The organism is Pseudomonas koreensis (genome assembly GCF_025447595.1).
Taxonomy (GTDB): domain Bacteria; phylum Pseudomonadota; class Gammaproteobacteria; order Pseudomonadales; family Pseudomonadaceae; genus Aquipseudomonas; species Aquipseudomonas koreensis_H.
In genome coordinates this window covers 15,528-37,055 of sequence record NZ_JAOEJU010000008.1, presented here as the reverse complement: position 1 = coordinate 37,055, position 21,528 = coordinate 15,528, and the positions used below count along the sequence as shown (strand labels likewise).

2 protein-coding genes are annotated in these 21,528 nt (G+C 63.3%); both read left to right on the top strand.

Annotated features, from left to right (window positions below; translation table 11 throughout):
* Positions 1–230: 230 nt before the first annotated feature.
* Positions 231–13,229: a non-ribosomal peptide synthetase gene (locus tag N8H71_RS12350; RefSeq protein ID WP_262194180.1), complete on the top strand. Its 12,999-nt coding sequence runs from the start codon at positions 231–233 to the stop codon at positions 13,227–13,229.
* Entirely contained in the window at positions 13,226–21,526 is an 8,301-nt protein-coding gene (locus N8H71_RS12345) for a non-ribosomal peptide synthetase (protein WP_262194179.1), read from the top strand. Before N8H71_RS12350 ends, N8H71_RS12345 begins: the two co-directional genes overlap by 4 nt.
* Positions 21,527–21,528 lie beyond the last annotated feature (2 nt).

The following is a 21,528-nucleotide window of genomic DNA, read 5'->3' as shown; positions in this document are numbered from 1 at the left end:
CGAGCTTGCTCGCGAAAGCGGTGTGTCAGTCACCAATGATGTCGGCTGACAAGACCTCTTCGCGAGCAAGCTCGCTCCCACAGGGTGGGGGCTGCCCAGCACCATGGCTTGTCCCTGCTTCCCATGTCAGACACCCAGGCCCCGATGTTTTAGCTTTTCCAGGCTGCGTGCGGCCGCACGGACTCGCCGCTGCGCGCTCCTTTTTCCCGAATTTACAGCAGGTTACCCCCATGCAATTTCGCGAGCTGATGGCTGTTATTTCCACCCATGCGATCCGCCTTCAACAGGACGATGAAGACCTGGTCATTCTGGGCAACGACGAGGCGCTGGACGACGCATTGTGGGACAGCCTCGCCAAGCACAAGGCGCAGTTGCTGGAGCTGGTGGCGAGCCACGGCGGCGACTGGTCGAGCCCGGCGCTGCGCATCACCCCGGACATGCTGCCGCTGGTGGAGCTGGATCAGCCGGCCATCGACCGTATCGTCGCCACCGTGCCGGGCGGCGTGGCGAATGTGCAGGACATCTATCCGCTGGCGCCGTTGCAGGAAGGTCTGCTTTACCTCCATCTCAGCGCGCCGGAAGGCGATCCCTACGTGTCGCAGGCGCGGTTCACGTTCGACAGTCGCGAACGGCTGGACACATTCACCGACGCGCTGCGGCGGGTGATCGACCGCCACGACATTCTGCGCACTTCGTTCGTCTGGGAGCGTCTGGACGAACCTGTGCAAGTGGTCTGGCGCGAAGCCCCGCTGGTCTGTGAGGAAGTTGAACTCAATGACCGCGAGGACGTGCTCACGCAATTGCTGGCACGCCACGACCCACGACTCTTTCGCCTCGACCTGCAACAGGCCCCGTTGCTGCGTCTGGTGTTCGCCGAGGACCCGGTCAACGACCGGGTGGTCGCATTGTTGCTGTTCCACCACATGATCATGGATCACCTCGCGCTCGATGTGGTACGCCGGGAAATTCAGGCTTATCTGTCTGGCCGCGACGCCGGGGTCGAGAGGGCGGTGCCGTTTCGCGACTACCTGGCGAGAGCACGTCTGGAGTCGGATGAGCAGGCGCACGAAGCATTTTTTCGCGAGATGCTCGGCGACATCGACGAGCCGACTCTGCCCGGTGGCTTGCACGATGTGCAGGGTGACGGTCAGGGTATCGAGGAAGTCTCGTGCATGCTTGAAGGCGATCTGAGCCAGCGTCTGCGCGCTCAGTCGCGACAACTGGGCGTGAGCGTGGCGAGCCTGATGCACCTGGCCATGGCGCGCGTGCTGGGGCAGTTGTCCGGGCGCACGGCGGTGGTGTTCGGCACGGTTCTGCTGGGGCGGATGAACGCCGCGGATGGCGTCGAACAGGCATTGGGGATGTTCATCAATACCTTGCCGTTGCGGGTGGATGTCGGCGAGTCGAGCGTTCATGACAGCGTGCTGGCGACGCATCGGCGTCTGACCGCGCTGCTTGCCCATGAGCAGGCGTCCCTGGCACTGGCCCAGCGTTGCAGCGCGGTGGCGGTGCCGACGCCGCTGTTCAGCGCGATGCTCAACTATCGCCACAGCAGCGTGGAAGAAGTCGCCGAGGTGATCGAGCTGTCGCCGGGGGTGCAGGTGCTGGGCGCCCGCGAGCGCACCAATTACCCGCTGACCATCAACATCGACGACCTGGGTCAGGATCTGCGTATCACGGCGCTGGCCGACGTGACGCTCGGCGCCTCACGGATTGCCGGGTATCTGCGTACGGCGCTGGAAAATCTCGCCGATGCGTTGCAGAACAACCCGCAAGCCGCCATGCACAGCCTGAACATCTTGCCGTCAGCCGAGCGTGAGCACTGGTTGTCTGGCGTCAATACGCCGCAGGCGAAGTTTCCCGACACGCCGATGATCCATCAGCGATTCGAAGCACATGCGCACGCTCGGCCCGACGCCGTCGCATTGTTGTTCGAGGACAGAACGTACAGTTATGACGCAATCAACCGACAGGCCAACCGTGTGGCCCATCGTTTGCTAGCCCTGGGCATCCGCCCGGATGACCGGGTAGCCATTTGCGTCGAGCGCGGCCCGCAGATGATTGTCGGTCTGCTGGGCGTGCTCAAGGCGGGTGCCGGTTATGTGCCGATCGACCCGGCCTATCCGCTGGAACGAATTGCCTTCACCCTGCAAGACAGCGCACCGACAGCCGTTCTGATGCAGGCGGCGACGCTGGATCGGGTGGCCGGGCTATCCGTGCCGCAGATCGACCTCGACGACCACGCCTTGCAGACCGAACCCGAATTCAACCCGCAGATCCCGGACCTGAATCCCGCGCATCTGGCCTATGTGATCTACACCTCTGGCTCCACCGGGCTGCCCAAAGGGGTGATGGTCGAACACCGCAACGTGGCACGCCTGTTTGGCGCGACCCACGACTGGTTCCGGTTCAATGCGCAAGACGTCTGGGCGCTGTTCCATTCGTTTGCCTTTGATTTCTCGGTCTGGGAAATCTGGGGCGCGCTGGCGTACGGCGGTCAGCTGCTGGTGGTGCCGCAGCGCATCAGCCGCTCGCCGGACGAGTGCTACGCGTTGCTCTGCCGAACGGGCGTCACCGTGCTCAACCAGACGCCGAGCGCGTTCCGTCAGTTGATCGCCGCCCAGGAGCGCAGTCCGTTGCAGCATTCGTTGCGCGAAGTGATTTTCGGCGGTGAGGCGCTGGAGCCTGGGTCGCTCAAACCCTGGTACGCGCGGATCGGCAACGCCGGCACCCGGCTGGTGAACATGTACGGCATCACCGAAACCACGGTGCATGTGACCTATCGACCCTTGGTGGCGGCAGACGCGCAATTGACCGCGAGCAGCCCGATCGGCGTGCGCATTCCCGACCTGCAACTGTACGTCCTCGATGCCCGCCGGGAGCCGGTGCCGGCCGGGGTTGTCGGTGAGCTGTACGTTGGCGGCGCCGGGGTTGCCCGTGGTTATCTGAATCGTGAGGCGCTGACCGCCGAGCGTTTCATCGCCGACCCGTTCAGCGGGCATGCCCAAGCGCGCTTGTACAAGACCGGTGATCTGGCACGGTGGACGCTCGAAGGCGAACTCGAATACCTGGGACGCAACGACGATCAGGTGAAAATCCGTGGTTTTCGTATCGAACTGGGCGAGATCCAGGCACGCCTGTCATACTGCGAAGGCGTGCGCGACGCAGTGGTGATCGCCCGCGAGGACAGCCCCGGCGACACGCGTCTGGTGGCGTACTGGCTGGCTGCTGAAGGTTTGGAACCGAGCGTTGCGCAATTGCGCGATCACCTGCTGGTGTCGCTGGCCGACTATATGGTGCCGGGCGCGTTCGTGCGTCTCGACGCCTTCCCGCTGACCGCCAACGGCAAACTGGATCGCAAGGCGTTGCCGCAGCCGGACAATGGCGCTTTCGCCCGGCGTGGTTTCGAAGCGCCGCAGGGCGAGACCGAAACCCGCATCGCTGCGATCTGGCAAACCTTGCTCGGGCTGGACCGGGTGGGCAGGCATGACAATTTCTTCGAGCTGGGCGGTCATTCGCTGTTGGCCGTCAAGCTGATCGAGCGCATGCGTCAACAAGACATGCAATGCGACGTTCGCGTGCTGTTCGGCCAGCCGAGCGTGGCGGCACTGGCCGCGACGTTGGGAGGGGACGCCACTGTCAGCGTGCCGGCCAACCGCATCGAACCCGGCTGCACACGCATCACCCCTGACATGCTGCCACTGGTCACGCTGGATCAAGCGGCCATCGATCGCGTCGTCGAAACCGTCGACGGCGGCATCGACAACGTACAGGACATCTACGCCCTGGCCCCGTTACAGGCGGGGATTCTCTATCACCATCTGGCCACTGCCGACGGTGACCCCTATGTGCTGCAAGCGCAGTTCGCCTTCGACGGACTGGCACAGATCAAGGCATTTGTCCGCGCGCTGAACAGCGTCATCGCCCGGCACGACATCCTGCGTACCAGCGTGGTCAGGGAGAATCTCGAGGAGCCGGTGCAAGTGGTATGGCGTTCGGCGCCGCTGGCGCTGGAGCGGGTGGATGCCGATCCGCAGGACGGCGATGTATTGCGGCAAATGCAGGCACGCTTCGATCCGCGACACTATCGCCTGGACCTCGAACGTGCGCCGTTGATGCGCTTTGCCTACACCGAGGACCCGCTGCAAAACCGTTGGGTCGGGATCTTGCTGTTGCACCACATCGTTCTCGATCACACGGCGCTTGAGGTGCTGGTGGCCGAGATGGGCGAAACACTTCACGGGCAGGCCGATGCGCTGCCGACACCCGTGCAATATCGCAACTATGTCGCACAGGCCCGACTCGGTTCGAATGCGGCAGCACAGGAAGCATTCTTTCGCGACATGCTCGGCGGCATCGTTGAACCGACACTGGCGTTCGGTTTGCGCGACGTACTCGGTGATGGCAGCCGCATTGTGGACAGTGAGCTGGCACTGGATGAAAGTCTTGCCGGGCGTCTGCGCAAACAGGCCCGCGAGCTGGGCATCAGTGTGGCGAGCCTGGTGCATCAGGCCTGGGGCCAGGTGCTTGCACAGGTCTGCGGGCGCGAAGACGTGGTATTCGGCACCGTACTGCTGGGGCGCATGCAAGGTGGTGAAGGCGCCGACCGTTCGCTGGGTATGTTCATCAATACACTGCCGCTGCGGGTCAGTGTCGGGGCGACAGCCGTGGAGGCGGGTGTCAGGGCAACCCATGAGCGACTGGCGCAACTGCTGGTACACGAGCAAGCGTCACTGATGGCGGCTCAACGTTGCAGTGGCGTGACGGGGTCAGAACCGCTGTTCAACACGCTGCTCAATTATCGCCATAGTACGGAGCAGTCTGCCGCACCGAGATGGGCAGGCATCCGGATTCTCGACTCTCGCGAGCGCAGCAACTATCCGCTGGTGGCCAGCGTCGACGACCTTGGACAGGGTTTCCGGTTCGCGGTACAGGCGGTGCCGGAGGTGGACGGCGCGCGGGTCTGCGATTACCTGCAAACGGCGTTGCACAATTTGCTGAACGCACTGGAACAAGACCGCAATGCGCCATTGAGTCAGGTGTCGATTCTGTCGGCGGCTGAACGCCAGCGCGTGCTGGTCGGTTTCAATGTCACCGGTCGTGATTTTGCCCACGGCCATGTGGTGCACCAATTGTTTGAAGAGCGAGTGGCACTCCAGCCTGACGCTGTGGCAGTGGAACAGGGCGGGCAAAGCCTGAGCTACGACGGATTGAATCGCCGCGCCAACCGCCTGGCCCATCACCTGATCAGCCTCGGCGTGCAACCGGACGACCGCGTCGCACTCTGCGTACACCGTGGCCCGCAGATGCTGGTCGGGCTGCTGGCGATCCTCAAGGCCGGCGCCGGTTATGTTCCGGTCGATCCGGCACATCCGGCAGAGCGCATCGCTTACCTGTTGCAGGACAGCGACCCGGTGGCGGTGCTGGCACAAACGGCCACCCGCAACCTGCTGGGCGCCGTGCCAGTGATCAATCTGGACAGCGACGACTGGCAGCATTTGCCGGACGGCAATCCACAGTTGCCGAACCTGACCCCGGAACATCTGGCCTACGTGATCTACACATCAGGTTCCACCGGCCAGCCGAAAGGCGTGATGGTCGAACACGCGACCCTGGAAAATCTCGTGCACTGGCACACCGAAGCCTTTGACCTGCAGGCCGGCAGCCACACCGCCAGCGTGGCCGGGTTCGGTTTCGATGCGATGGCGTGGGAAGTCTGGCCGGCGTTGTGCGTCGGCGCGACGTTGCACCTGCCGCCGGAATCGGTGAGCAATGAGCATCTGGACGAACTGCTCGACTGGTGGCGAGCGCAGCCGTTGCAGGTCAGCTTTTTGCCGACGCCGGTAGCCGAATACGCGTTCAGCCGCGAGTTGCAACACCCGACCCTGCGCACGCTGTTGATCGGTGGCGACAAGTTGCGTCAGTTCAACCGTGAGCAAACCTTCGCGGTGATCAACAACTACGGCCCGACCGAAGCCACGGTGGTCGCCACCTCCGGCCCGGTCGAAGTCGGCCAGCCTCTGCACATCGGCCGACCGATTGCCAACGCCCGTATCTATCTGCTGGATGACCAGCATCGTCCGGTGCCGGTGGGTGTGACGGGCGAGTTGTATGTGGCTGGCGCCGGTGTTGCGCGGGGTTACTTGAACTGTCCCGAGCTGACTGCCGAACGCTTCCTGAAGGATCCGTTCAACGGCGGGCGCATGTACCGCACCGGCGACCTCGCGCGCTGGCTGGCCGACGGCAATATCGAATACCAGGGCCGCAACGACGATCAGGTCAAACTGCGCGGTGTGCGAGTCGAGCTGGGGGAAATCGAAGCTGCGATGGCCAGCCATCCGGCGGTGCAGGACGCGGTGGCGCTGGTGCGCGACGGGCAGTTGCTGGTGTGGTTCACCGAGCGTGCGCCGACCGATCTCGAAGCCTTGCGCAATCATCTGCAAACCCGTTTGCCGCAAGCGCTGATCCCGGCAGCTTACGTGCGTCTCGACGCCTTGCCGCTGACTGCCAACGGCAAACTCGACCGCAAGGCCTTGCCGGAACCGGATCAGAGCGCCTGGCTGAGCCGTGAATACGAAGCCCCGCAAGGTCCGGTGGAAACGGCGCTGGCGCAGATCTGGGCCGATGTCCTGAAGCTGGAGCAGGTCGGACGCCACGACAACTTCTTCGAACTGGGTGGCCATTCGTTGCTGGCGGTCACCCTGATCGAACGTCTGCGCCAGATCGGCCTGAGCACCGACGTGCGTGTGTTGTTCAGCCAGCCAACTCTGGCAGCGCTGGCCGCAGCGGTGGGCAGCGGTCGCGAAATCGAAGTGCCGGCCAACCGCATTCCTGAAGGTTGCACCCACATCACCCCGGACTTGCTGAGCCTGACCGAGCTGGATCAGCCGAGCATCGACCGGATCGTCGCCTCGGTGCCTGGCGGCGCGGCCAACGTGCAGGATATTTACCCGCTGGCGCCGTTGCAGGAAGGCATTCTTTATCACCATTTGAGCGCTGCCGAAGGCGATCCCTATTTGTTGCAGTCGCGCCTGGCCTTTGCCAGCGTCGAGCGCTTGCGTGCTTTTGCCAGCGCCTTGCAAAAGGTGATTGCGCGTCACGACATCTTGCGCACCAGCCTGGCTTGGGAAGGCTTGCCAAGCCCGCAACAAGTGGTATGGCGGGAGGCTGAGCTGAGGGTGCAGTCGGTCGCTTTGAATCCGCAGGATGGCGATGTCTTCCAGCAGTTGCGCGCACGATTCGACGCCCGGGATTTTCGCCTCGACCTCGGTCAGGCACCGCTGATCCGTCTGATGTATGCCGAGGATCCGGCGCACGACCGGGTGGTGGGCGTGCTGTTGTTTCATCACGTCGTCCTGGACCATACCGCCTTGGAGGTGGTTCGCCGCGAAATGCAGTTGTACCTGCCGGGACAGGTCGAGTCTTTGCCGCCCGCCGCGTCGTACCGCAACTACGTCCATCAGGCCCGCCAGGGCATCAGCGATGAAGAACACGAAAACTTCTTTAGCGAGATGCTCGGTGATATTGACGAGCCGACCCTGCCGTTCGGCTTGCAAGACGTACAGGGTGATGGCCGCAGCATCGAGGAGCACTCGCTGGCGCTGTCGCTGGATTTGAATCGGCACTTGCACCGTCAGGCGCGGCAATACGGGGTCAGCGTCGCGAGTCTGTTTCATCTCGCCTGGGCGCGGGTACTGGCGGCGACTTCCGGGCGCCAGAGCGTGGTGTTCGGCACTGTACTGCTGGGCCGCATGCAAGGCGGCGAGGGCGCGGATCGGGCATTGGGGATGTTCATCAACACCTTGCCGCTGCGCATGGAAGTTGACGGGCAGAGTGTGCGCGAAGCGGTTCGAGTGGTTCATGAGCGGTTGGCGGCTTTGCTGGGACACGAACATGCGTCGCTGGCACTGGCTCAGCGTTGCAGCGCCGTTGCCGCGCCGTTACCGCTGTTCAGTGCGGTCCTCAATTATCGACACGGCGGTCACGACACTGAGCGACAGGCTGCCGATCAAGCCTGGCAAGGGATCGAATTTCTGGCCCAGGACGGGCGCACGAATTATCCGCTGACCCTTAGCGTCAACGATCTCGGCGATGGCTTCAACTTGTCGGTGCTGACCCCGGATCATGTGGGGGCGCAGCGCGTCTGCGAGCTGATGCTCACCGCGCTGGCAGAACTGGCGACCGCGCTGACTGACAATCCTGAACAAGCCTTTGATCGTCTGGACGTCCTGTCACCGGCGGCGCGCCAACGGGTGCTCGGAGACTTCAACGCGAGCACCGCCGTTTACCCGTCAGCGCAAGGTGTTCATCGACTGTTCGAAGCGCAGGTCCTGCGGGCGCCGGATGCCGTGGCAGTTCAGGCGGGCACGCAGCGCCTGACGTTCATGCAACTGAATCAGCGAGCCAATCAGTTGGCCCATCATTTGTGCGGGATGGGTGTCGGCGCGGATACGCGAGTGGCGATCTGTCTCAAACGTGGCCCGGAAATGCTGGTCGGGTTGCTGGCGATCCTCAAGGCCGGCGCCGCCTATGTACCGGTCGACCCGGCTTTTCCATCCGAGCGTATCGCTTACATGCTGGCCGACAGTGCGCCGGTGGCGGTGCTGGTTCGCGACGTCACACTGCCGGATCAGGCGGGCGTGCCGGTGATTGATCTCGCCCACGAGACCTGGCAAGACCTGTCGGTTGCCAACCCGCATGTTGCCGGGTTGGCCCCGGACAATTTGGCCTACCTGATCTACACCTCGGGCTCCACCGGCCAGCCGAAAGGCGTGATGGTCGAACACGCGACCCTGGAAAACCTCGTGCACTGGCACACCGAAGCCTTTGACCTGCACGTCGGCAGCCACACCGCCAGCGTGGCCGGGTTCGGTTTCGACGCGATGGCCTGGGAAGTCTGGCCGGCACTGTGCGTCGGCGCGACCTTGCACCTGCCGCCGGAATCGGTGAGCAACGAGCATCTGGACGAACTGCTCGACTGGTGGCGAGCGCAGCCGTTGCAAGTCAGCTTTTTGCCTACGCCGGTGGCCGAATACGCGTTCAGCCGCGAGCTGCAACACCCGACCCTGCGCACACTGTTGATCGGGGGCGACAAGCTGCGTCAGTTCAGTCGCAAGCAGACCTTCACCGTGATCAACAACTACGGCCCGACCGAGGCCACGGTGGTTGCCACCTCCGGCCCGGTCGAAGTCGGCCAGCCGCTGCACATCGGCCGACCGATTGCCAACGCCCGTATCTATCTGCTGGATGACCAGCAACGTCCGGTGCCGGTGGGTGTGACGGGCGAGTTGTATGTGGCTGGCGCAGGTGTGGCGCGGGGGTATCTGAATCGTCCCGAGCTGACTGCCGAACGCTTCCTGAAGGATCCGTTCAACGACGGACGCATGTACCGCACCGGCGACCTTGCACGCTGGCTCGCGGACGGCAATATCGAATATCTGGGCCGCAACGACGATCAGGTGAAACTGCGCGGTGTGCGGGTCGAACTGGGAGAAATCGAAGCTGCGATGGCCAGCCATCCGGCGGTGCAGGAGGCGGTGGCGCTGGTGCGCGACGGGCAGTTGCTGGCGTGGTTCACCGAGCGTGCGCCGACCGATCTCGAAGCCTTGCGCAATCATCTGCAAACCCGTTTGCCGCAAGCCCTGATCCCGGCGGCTTACGTGCGATTAGACGCCTTGCCGTTGACCGCCAACGGCAAACTCGACCGCAAGGCGTTGCCGGAACCAGATCAGAACGCCTGGCTAAGCCGTGAATACGAAGCCCCGCAAGGGCCGGTGGAAGCCGCGCTGGCGCAGATCTGGGCCGATGTGTTGAAACTGGAACAGGTCGGACGCCACGACAACTTCTTCGAACTGGGTGGCCACTCGTTGTTGGCGGTCACCCTGATCGAACGTATGCGCCAGATCGGCCTGAGCACCGACGTGCGTGTGTTGTTCAGCCAGCCAACTCTGGCAGCGCTGGCCACAGCGGTGGGCAGCGGTCGCGAAATCGAAGTGCCGGCCAACCGCATTCCTGAAGGTTGCACCCACATCACCCCGGACTTGCTGAGCCTGACCGAACTGGATCAGCCGAGCATCGACCGGATCGTCGCCTCGGTGCCGGGCGGCGCGGCCAACGTGCAGGATATTTACCCGCTGGCGCCGTTGCAGGAAGGCATCCTTTACCACCACATCACGGCGACCGGAGGAGATCCCTATCTGCTGCAATCGCGGTTGTCCTTCGACAGCCTCGAACGTGTCGACAGCTTTGCAGCAGCTCTGCGTCAGGTCATTGCACGCCATGACATCCTGCGCACGGCGGTGATCTGGCAAGAACTGGCCGCGCCGATGCAAGTGGTGTGGCGTCACGTCGAACTGCCGGTGCAGGAAATCGTGCTTGACCCGGCGGATGGCGATGTCCTCGAGCAGTTGCACGGGCGCTTCGATGCCCGGCACTACCGCCTCGACATCAGTCGGGCTCCGTTGCTGCGTCTGGTGTATGCCCGTGATCCCGTCCACGAGCGGGTGGTTGCAATGTTGCTGTTCCACCATGTGGTGCTCGATCACACCGCGCTGGAGGTGGTGCAGCACGAAATGCTCGCCTGTCTGCAAGGGCGCGAAACCTCACTGGGCGCGGCCGTGCCTTACCGCAACTACGTGGCGCAGGCGCGGCTGGGTGTCAGCGAGCAGGAGCATGAAACGTTTTTCCGCGACATGCTCGGCGACATTGACGAGCCGACCCTGCCGTTCGGCATGCAGGATGTGCAGGGAGACGGTCGCGACATCGAGGAAACCCGACAGGTCCTGACCGCTGCGACGGGTCAGCGTCTGCGCAGCCTGGCCCGGCAACTGGGCATTAGTGTGGCCAGCCTGTTCCACCTCGCGTGGGCGCAGGTACTGGCTGCGACGTCGGGGCAGGAGCGCGTGGTGTTCGGCACGGTGCTGATGGGCCGGATGCAGGGCGGCGAGGGGGCCGACCGGGCGTTGGGGATGTTCATCAACACCTTGCCGCTGCGGGTCGATCTGGGGGCAGCTCCGGTGCGCGAAGGGGCACGGGCGACGCACGCTCGTCTCAGTGCGCTGCTCGGCCATGAGCACGCGTCACTGGCGCTGGCCCAGCGTTGCAGCGGCGTGGCCGCGCCGTCACCGCTGTTCAGTTCGATGCTCAACTACCGGCACAGCGCCGACGAGGCACAACAGCAAAGCGTGCGTCAGGCCTGGCAGGGCATCGAGACCCTGAGCAGCGAAGAACGCACCAACTATCCGCTGAGCCTGGGGGTCGATGATCTGGGCAGCGGCTTTGTGCTCACCGCCATGACCCCGGCGAGCATTGGTTCGCAGCGGATCTGCGACTACATGCAGACCGCGCTGGAGACACTGGCGGATGCTCTGGAACAGGCACCGGATCAGCCGCTGAACCGCTTGCCGATCCTCGACGGTGCAGAGCGTCAGCAGGTGCTGTACGACCTTAACGCCACCGGCACCGCAGACAATCTGGAGCAAACCGTTCACGGGCTGTTCGAGGCGCAAGTACACCGCACGCCGCAAGCCATTGCGTTGCAGGCCGGTGAGCGGCAACTGACCTACGCGGAACTCAACGTACAGGCCAATCGACTGGCCCATCATCTGCGCGAACTGGGCGTGGGGCCGGATTCGCGGGTGGCGATCTGTGTCGAGCGCGGACTGGAACTGGTGGTCGGTCTGCTCGGCATCCTCAAGGCGGGCGGTGCCTATGTGCCGCTGGATCCGGCGTACCCTCCCGAGCGTCTGGATTACATGCTCAAGGACAGCGCTCCGGTGGCAGTGCTGGTGCATGGGGCAACCCGTAATTTGCTGGGTGAGAGCAGCGCGTTGGTGATCGATCTGGACCAGGCGCACTGGACATTCAATCCGGCTGACAACCCGCAAGTGCCGGACCTTGACGCTTCAAGCCTGGCCTACGTGATCTACACCTCCGGTTCGACCGGAGCACCGAAAGGCGTGATGGTCGAGCATCGTGGCGTGGGCAACTTGCTGCGCTGGAGTTCGCAGCTGTGTCCCGCCGTGACGGACGGTGCCCTGTTGCAGAAAACCCCGTTCAGTTTCGATGCCTCGGTCTGGGAGCTGTTCTGGCCGTTGAGCGCCGGTCTGCGACTGGTGCTGGCGCGTCCTGAAGGACATCGTGATCCGGCGTATCTGGCGCAGGTGATTCGTGAGCAGCGGATCAGCGTGATCCAGTTCGTGCCGGTGCTGCTGCAACACTTCCTCGAACTGGACGACGTCAGCCAGTGCAGCAGCCTCACTGACGTGTTCTGTGGCGGCGGCGACCTGACGCCTGCGCTGGCTCGTCGTGTGCGCGAGTGTTTGCCGCAAGTGCGCTTGCACAACGTCTACGGCCCGACCGAAGCGACGGTCGACAGCACATTCTGGACGCTGGAGCCGTCAATGCCAGTGCCGGAAAGCTCATTGCCGATCGGACGGCCGATCAACAACACCCGTCTGTATGTGCTCGACGCCGCCGGACAGCCGGTGCCGATGGGCGTCATCGGTCAGTTGTTCATTGGCGGCGCCGGGGTTGCGCGAGGCTATCTGGGGTTGCCCGAGTTGATGGCCGAACGGTTTATCCCGAGCCCGTTCGTGGCCGGCGATCGGCTATACGCCACGGGCGACCTGGTGCGCTACTGCGCCGATGGCCAGCTCGAATTCATCGGGCGCAACGACTTCCAGGTCAAGCTGCGAGGCCTGCGTCTGGAGCCGGGCGAAATCGAAGCGCAACTGCTCAGTCATCCGGCGTTGCGTGAAGCCGTGGTACTGGTGCGTGAGGAAAGACTGGTGGCGTACTTCACCTGGCACGCCCAGGCCGGGCAGCCGGGGATCGAGGCGTTGCGCGAACACTTGCTCGCACGCGTGCCCGATTACATGGTGCCGTCGGCATTCGTCGCGCTCGACAGCCTGCCGCTGAGTCCCAACGGCAAGGTGGATCGCAGGGCGCTGCCCGAAGCGGATCCCGCTGCGGCCAGTCATCGGGAATATGAAGCCCCGGTCGGCGAGATGGAAATCCTCCTCGCGCGGCTGTGGTGCGAATTGCTCAAAGCCGAACGCGTCGGACGGCATGACCATTTCTTTGAGCTGGGCGGGCATTCGCTGCTGGCGGTCAGCCTGATCGGGCGTCTGCAACAGGAAGGTATCGAAGCCGATGTCCGGACGCTGTTCGAGCAACCGACTCTGGCTGGTTACGCAGCCATCACGGAAAGAATGGAGATCGTCCTGTGAAATTGAATGAACTGTTGGCGACGCTGAAGACAAAAGACATCCAGCTGGCAATCACGGACGGCCAATTGCGGGTCAATGGCAACAAGCAGGCCCTGAGTGAACCGGCCTTGCTGGCGGCGTTGCGCGAGCACAAACCGGCATTGATCGAGCTGATCGAGACCGGTGTTTATTCGCCCGCACGAGTAGGGCAGGTCGAAGTGCCGGCCAATGGCATACCACCGGGTGCAACGCGGATCACCCCGGCGATGCTGACGCTGGCCGATCTGAGCCAGGACGCCATCGATCAACTCGTCGCACAGATGCCCGGCGGTGGCGCCAATGTCCAGGATATTTACCCGCTGACGCCGTTGCAGCAGGGCATCCTTTACCACCACTTCAGTGCTGAGCAGGGCGATCCCTATGTGATGCAAGCGCATTTCGCGTTCAGCGGATGCGAACGGCTGGAGGCATTCGTCCAGGCCTTGCGGATCGTGATAGAGCGCCACGACATTTTGCGCACCGCCATCGTCTGGGAAGGACTGGACACGCCGTTGCAAGTGGTCCTGCGAAACGTCGAACTGCCTGTGGAAGAAGCGCAGTTCGACGCGGCCGACGGCGATGTCATGAAGCAGTTGCACGAGCGATACGATGCCCGCCATTTTCGCCTCGACGTGACACGCGCGCCGCTATTGCGCCTGATCCATGCCCGGGATGCAGGGACCGGGCGGATTGTCGCGATGTTGCTGTTTCACCACATGGCAATGGATCACTCGGCGCTTGCGGTGGTCAGCGAAGAATTGCAGGCTTGCCTCTCAGGATTGAGTGCCAGACTTGGGCCGCCGGTGCCGTTTCGCAATTATGTCGCCCAGGCGCGGCTGGGCATCAGTGAGTCGGAACACGAAGCTTTTTTCCGCGAGATGCTCGGTGACATCGACGAGCCGACGTTACCGTTTGGTCTGCAAGGCGTGCATGGCGACGGCAGCGACATCGAAGAGTGCAGTGTGCCGCTTGACCCGTCGCTGGGGCAGCGCCTGCGAGCCAGAGCCAGTTCGCTAGGGGTGAGTGTCGCGAGTCTGTTCCATCTGGGTTGGGGGCAGGTTCTGAATGCCCTCACCGGGAAGTCTCCTGTTGTGTTTGGTACGGTGCTGATGGGGCGGATGCAGGGAGCGGAGTCCACCGACCGCGCTCTCGGCATTTTCATCAATACCTTGCCGCTGCGGGTCGAGGTCGGCACGCAGGCCGCGAGCGAGGCGGTGAAGGCTACCCACGCCCGTCTGACGACGCTGCTGCGCCATGAACACGCACCGCTGGCTCTGGCCCAGCGCTGTAGCGGGGTGGTCGGGTCATCGCCGCTGTTCAATTCGCTGCTCAATTATCGGCACAGCACCTCGCGTGCCAATGCCAGTGCCGAAGCTCACGCGGCGTGGGAGGGGATCAGCGTCCTGCATGCGGAGGAACGCACCAATTACCCGTTGACCTTGAGCATCGACGACTTTGGCGATCACTTCAGCCTGACGCTGCTGGCCGCCCGTGAAGTCGAGGCGCAGCGGATCTGCGGTTATATGTTGTGTGCCATGGAAAATGTGTTGCAGGCATTGGAGCAAGCTCCGCATACGCCGTTGAATCAACTGTCGGTGGTGCCCGCCGCAGAGCGCGAACAGCTTTTGACGGGGTTCAATGCCAGCGATGTCGAATACGTTCGCGGACAGACCATTCACCAGCGTTTCGAGGCGCAGGTCGTTGCGCGACCGCAAGCACTGGCAGCGGTGCATCTGGACAAGCAACTGACGTTCGACGAACTGAACCGCCAGGCCAACCTTCTGGCGCATCGCTTGATCGATCTGGGTGTGCAGCCGGATGACCGGGTCGCCATCGTCGCCCGTCGAGGGCTGGATACCCTGGCCGGATTGCTTGCGGTCCTTAAAGCAGGCGCCGGCTATGTACCGATCGATCCGGCGCATCCAGCCGAACGCTTGAATTATCTGCTTGGCGATTGCGCCCCGGTGGCAATCCTGACCTCAAGTGACCTGCTCGCACGGCTGCCGGTGCAAGAGCTGCCGGTACTCGATCTCGACCCGTGCACATGGCACTCAGGTGATGACACCAATCCTCTGCTGCCGGGGCTGTCCGATGCGAACCTGGCTTACGTGATCTACACCTCCGGCTCTACCGGTTTGCCCAAGGGCGTGATGGTCGAACACCAGACCCTGGCCAATCTGGTCGACTGGCATTGCAACGCCTTTGACTTGTGCGCTGGCCGTCACACGTCGAGTCTGGCCGGCTTCGGTTTCGACGCGATGGCATGGGAAGTCTGGCCATCCCTGTGCGTCGGCGCGACCCTGCACCTGGCGCCTGCGCAGGACGGCGGCGAAGACGTCGACGGGCTGCTGGCCTGGTGGTGCGGGCAACCGCTGGACGTGAGTTTTCTGCCGACACCGGTCGCTGAATATGCCTTCAGTCGGCATCTCGAGCATCCGACGTTGCGCACCCTGCTGATCGGCGGCGACCGCTTGCGACAGTTTTCGCGCAATCAGCATTTCGACGTGATCAACAACTATGGCCCTACCGAAGCCACCGTCGTTGCGACGTCCGGACGGATCGAGGCAGGGGAGGCCTTGCACATCGGTAAACCGGTGAGCAATACCAAGGTGTATTTGCTCGACGACCAGCAACGTCCGGTGCCGGTCGGTGTGTCTGGCGAGCTGTACATCGGCGGCAGTGGCGTGGCGCGCGGGTACTTGAACCGGGCGCAACTGACCGCTGAACGCTTTCTGACCGACCCGTTCAGTAAACGGCCAAATGCGCGTATGTATCGCACCGGCGACCTTGCTCGCTGGCGCCCGGACGGGACGATCGAATACCTGGGGCGCAACGATGACCAGGTGAAAATCCGCGGCATGCGTATCGAACCGGGAGAAATCGAAAGCCGTCTGCAGCAGCTTCCCGGCATTCAGGAAGTGGTTGTGCTGGCCCGTGAAGACGAACCCGGACAACCACGGCTGGTGGCCTATTTCACCGAGCAGGCCCAAGTGCAGCCACTGGCGGTAGCGCAACTGCGCGAGCATTTGCTGGGCCAGTTGCCCGAGTACATGGTGCCGGTGGCGTTCGTCAGGCTCGACAGCCTGCCGTTGACCGCCAATGGCAAGCTGGATCGCAAGGCTTTGCCTTTACCGGAGCGCACGGCCCTGCTCACACGTGAATACGAGGCGCCACAAGGCGAACTGGAATGCACGCTGGCGCAGATCTGGGCCGAGGTTCTGCAGGTCGAGCGGATAGGGCGTCAGGATCATTTCTTTGAGTTGGGCGGCCATTCGTTGCTGGCCATGCGCATGGTCGCGCAAGTCCGTCAGCGGTTGGGCGTGGAGCTTGCGCTCGGCGAGTTGTTCGCCAATGCCGAACTGGCGGCGGTCGCGCAGTCGCTCACTCTGGCGGGGCGCTCTACGCAACCGACCATCCTGCCGGTGCCGCGTGAAGGGGCGCTACCGCTGTCGTTTTCCCAGCAGCGCTTCTGGTTTCTGGCGCAGATGGAAGGTGCCAACACGGCTTACAACATTCCAATCGGCCTGCGTTTGCGCGGTGCGCTCGACGCCGATGCGCTACAGCGGGCGCTGGCCCGGATTGTCGCGCGGCACGAAAGTCTGCGCAGCCGATTCGCCCCATACAATGGCGAAGCCCAGGTGCTGATTACCCCGCCTGACAGCGGCGTGCTGCTGCGCGTCGAGGATCTGCGCCAGCATCCGTTGGCCGGTGAAGCCTTGCAGGCACTGATTCAGGGGGAAGCCTCCGGCCCGTTCGACTTGCAGGACGATCCGTTGATTCGCGGGCGACTGGTCCGTCTGGCCGACGATCACCATGTGCTGTTGATCACCTTGCATCACATCATCTCCGACGGTTGGTCGATGGAGGTGCTGACCCGCGAGCTGATGGCGTTGTATCAGGCTTTCAGTCAGGGCGCCGAGGACCCTTTACCGCCGCTGGCATTGCAATACACCGACTATGCCGTCTGGCAGCGACGCTGGCTGAGCGGAGAGGTTTTGCAACGCCAGAGTGAATACTGGCAACGCACGCTGGCCGATGCGCCCTCCTTGCTGACGTTGCCTGCCGACCGAGCGCGGCCGTCGCAACAGGATTACGCCGGCAGCAGCATCGAAGTGTGCCTGGACGAGCGCTTGAGCGCCGGGCTCAAGGCCTTGAGCCAGCGCCATGGCGTGACGCTGTACATGACGATGCTGAGCGCGTGGGCGATGCTGCTCGGTCGCTTGTCCGGGCAGTCCGATGTGGTGGTCGGCTCGCCGGTGGCCAACCGATCCCGGGCCGAAATCGACGGATTGATCGGGTTGTTCGTCAATACCCTGGCGTTACGCATCGACACCAGCGGTGAGTTGAGCACCGAAACGTTGCTGATGAGAGTCAAGGCGCTGACCTTGCAAGCGCAGGCCCATCAGGACCTGCCATTCGAGCAAGTGGTCGAAATCGTTCGGCCACCCCGCAGCCTGGCCCACAGCCCTCTGTTCCAGACCATGTTCAACTGGCGCAACAGCGACGGGCCGGTACTGGCGCTGGGGGATCTGACCCTGGAAGCCGTGGCCGAACCGAGTCACTTCGCCAAGTTCGATCTGACCCTGACGCTGGGCGAAACTCCCGACGCAATGGGTGGCTGGCTGGAGTACGCCACAGCGCTCTTCGATGAGGCGACGGTGCGGCGCTATGTCGGTTACTTCAAGCGGTTGTTGCAGGCAATGGTCAACAACGACCAGGCACTGCTGGAGCACGTGCAGATCATCGAGGATCAGGAACGCGAACAATTGCTCGGCGAATTCAACGCCAGCGCACGGAACTGTCCGCAAGTGTTGACCGTGCAGCGCGTGTTCGAAACGCATGCTGCAGAAACACCGCAAGCCATTGCGGCGGTGCACGGGATGCAGGGGTTGAGTTACGGAGAATTGAATTGCAGCGCCAACCGTCTCGCGCATCACCTCCTCGCTCAAGGTGTACGGCCCGGCGATCACGTGGCGATTCTGTTGCCACGTTCGCTGGACCTGTTGATCGCGCAGTTGGCGATCATCAAGTGTGCGGCAGCGTATGTGCCGCTGGACATCAACGCACCCGCCGAGCGCCAGGCATTCATGGTGCAGGATTGTGCCGCGGTCGCGCTGTTGACCGGCAGCGATCAGACTATCGATTACCCGGTACGGCGAATTGATCTGGACACCTTGGCGCTTGCCGGGAGTCCTTCGCACAACCCGGATCTGCCGCAGTCCTCGGAAGCGTTGGCGTACATCATGTACACCTCGGGCTCCACGGGCACGCCGAAGGGGGTCATGGTGCCGCATCGCGGAATTACCCGCCTTGTGATCGATTGCGGCTACGCCGATTTCAACCCGGCTGACCGGGTGGCATTCGCTTCGAACCCGGCGTTCGATGCAAGCACCATGGATATCTGGGGCGCTTTGCTCAACGGTGCTCAGGTGGCCGTGATCGATCATGCGGTTTTGCTCGATCCGCAGGCATTCGGTCGGGAGCTGAGCCGGTGCCGGGCGACGATCCTGTTTGTCACCACCGCGCTGTTCAATCAGTACGTGCAATTGATTCCCGAAGCGCTCAAAGGGCTGCGCATCCTGCTGTGCGGCGGGGAGCGTGGCGATCCGGCGGCGTTTCGAAAACTGCTCGCCGAAGCACCCGACCTGCGCCTGGTGCATTGTTATGGCCCGACCGAAACCACGACGTACGCCACCACCTTCGAAGTGCGTGAGGTGGCGCCGGATGCGGACAATGTTTCGATTGGCGGCCCCATCGGCAGCACTTGCGTGTATGTGCTCGATGCCCGGCAGCAACCGGTGCCGTTCGGTGTCGCCGGCGAGTTGTACATCGGTGGTCAGGGCGTTGCGCTGGGCTATCTGAACCGGCCACAACTGACTGCCGAGAAATTCCTTCAAGATCCGTTCAGCGACGACCCGCAAGCCTTGATGTATCGCACCGGCGACCTGGTGCGCTGGCAGGCGCCGGGGCAACTGGAATGCATCGGCCGCAACGATGATCAGGTGAAGATTCGCGGTTTCCGGATCGAGCTCGGGGAAATCGAAAACCGCCTGTTGAGCTGTCCGGGCGTCAAGGAAGCTGTGGTGCTGGCCCGACGCGACGGACAGGAGCCATCCCGACTGGTGGCCTATTACACGGCGCACGACCCTGACGTACAGAGCGCCACTCTGCACGCATTGCTCAAAGCAAGGTTGCCGGAATACATGATCCCGACCGCGTGGGTGGCGCTGGCGAGCCTGCCGCTGAACAATAACGGCAAGGTCGATCGCAAGGCATTGCCGGCGCCGACGCAGCAGGCGTTGCTCAGTCGTGCCTATGAAGCGCCGGCCAATTCTCTGGAGGCCTCTCTGGCCGAGCTCTGGGCCGACGTGTTGCAACTCACCCAGGTAGGTCGCCAAGACAACTTCTTCGAACTGGGCGGGCATTCACTGCTGGCGGTGCGTCTCGTCACGCTGATGCAGCAGGCCGGCATGGCGATTTCGCTGGCCGAACTGTTCCAGTATTCCAGTATCGAGGCCGCTGCCACGCTGTTGAGCCAGCGCAATGGCCTGGCGGAACCCCAGGACGGGGTGGTCGTGGTGCGTGCAAGCGACCGGGGCACGCCGTTGTTCCTGGTGCATGAGTTCAGTGGTCAGGACCTGTATTTCCCGGCGCTGGGTATGCACATCGGCGGTGAATTTCCGATTTACGGCTTACCGGGTATCGATGCCGGATCGACGCAACTGCGCACCATGGAGTGCCTGGCGGCCAGGCTGGTCGGGATTATCCGCGCCAGACAGCCTCATGGCCCCTATCGGCTTGCTGGCTGGTCATTCGGTGGCGTGCTGGCGTATGAAATCGCGGCGCAACTGCTCGGGATGGATGAGCCAGTGGAGTTTGTCGGGCTGATCGACTCCTACGTGCCACGTCTGGCCGATCCGGACAAAGCGCGCTGGAACGATGTTCATGTACACAAGCGCCAATTGCTTCTGCATTGCACGGCGCATTGGGCGGGGCGCGAGACCCAGGGGCAGCAAGCGCTTGCGCGCCTGGCCGTTTTGCAGACAGAGCTTGAGCAACAGGAATTCGCCGATTTGTTCCAGCGTTGTCAGGAACAGCAGTTGCTCCGACCCGAACTGGCGGCTGTCTCGTCGGCGGATGCCTGGCATTACCTCGATCGCGAAGTGGCCCACGGGCATGCGCTGGCTCATTACCGGATCAACCCGGTCCGTCTGCCGTTGCATCTGTTGCGGGCCATGGAACGTTCGGCGCCAATGTCACGCCTCAGCCCCACGCGCGGTTGGGCAGAAGAATTGCCAGGTCTGGAGCTGCACTGCATCGACGTACCGGGCGACCACCAGAGCATGATGAAAGCACCGCACGTTCAGGTTCTGGGGCAGGCTTTGGGCCAGGCACTGGAAGCGTCGAGCGTGCCTGAGATGGCGGCGTATCAGCCGATCCTGACCATCCAGACCGGGCACGCCGGGCATGCGCCGATTTTCTGCGTGCCGGGGGCGGGCGACAGTGTCACCGGGTTCATCCACCTGACTGAAGCGTTGGGGCCGGAGTGGCCGATTCATGGTCTGCAACCCCGAGGCCTCGACGGCGCGAGCGTGCCGCACAGCCGGGTCGAGAGTGCTGCCGCGTTCTATGTGCAGGCTCTGGAAGCGTTGTATCCGCGAGGACCGGTGCACCTGATCGGGCATTCATTCGGTGGCTGGGTGGCCTACGCCATGGCGGCGCAGTTGCAGGCGGCGGGGCGCGAGGTGGCATCCCTGACCCTGATCGACAGCGAATCACCGGGCGGCAATAGCGTTGTGGGCAAGCCGTACACCACGACGGCGGCGTTGTTGCGACTGATCGAGTCGCTGCAACTGTCCAGCGGCAAGTCCCTGGGGATCGATGCACTGGCTTTCGCCGAAGCCGATGACGCTACGCAAATGCGCTTGCTGCATGACGGCATGGTGCATGCCGGTGTGCTGTCCGAACGCTCGCCAGCTGACGCGATGCAGGGCCCGGTGCGCACCTTCGCCACCGCGCTGCGCACGGTCTATCGGCCGGCGCTGGCCTACACCGGGCCGGTGCGTCTGGCGCTGGTGGACGACCCGACGCTGGACGCCTCGGGCAACCAGCGCGAGCAGGCAGCAATGCTTGAAGGCTGGCAGCGCGAGGCCAGGGATCTGGCGGTGTGGTACGGCCCCGGCAACCACTTCACGATTCTCAAGGCGCCCAATGTCTTCAGTCTCGCGGCGTGGTGGCATGACGGGCTCAAAGTGCCGGCCGGGCAAGTGCTGTCCTGATT

Bases quoted from the DNA above. Each gene is read 5' to 3' on its own strand.
- N8H71_RS12350 (WP_262194180.1), top strand. From the start codon at position 231: ATGCAATTTCGCGAGCTGATGGCTGTTATTTCCACCCATGCGATCCGC.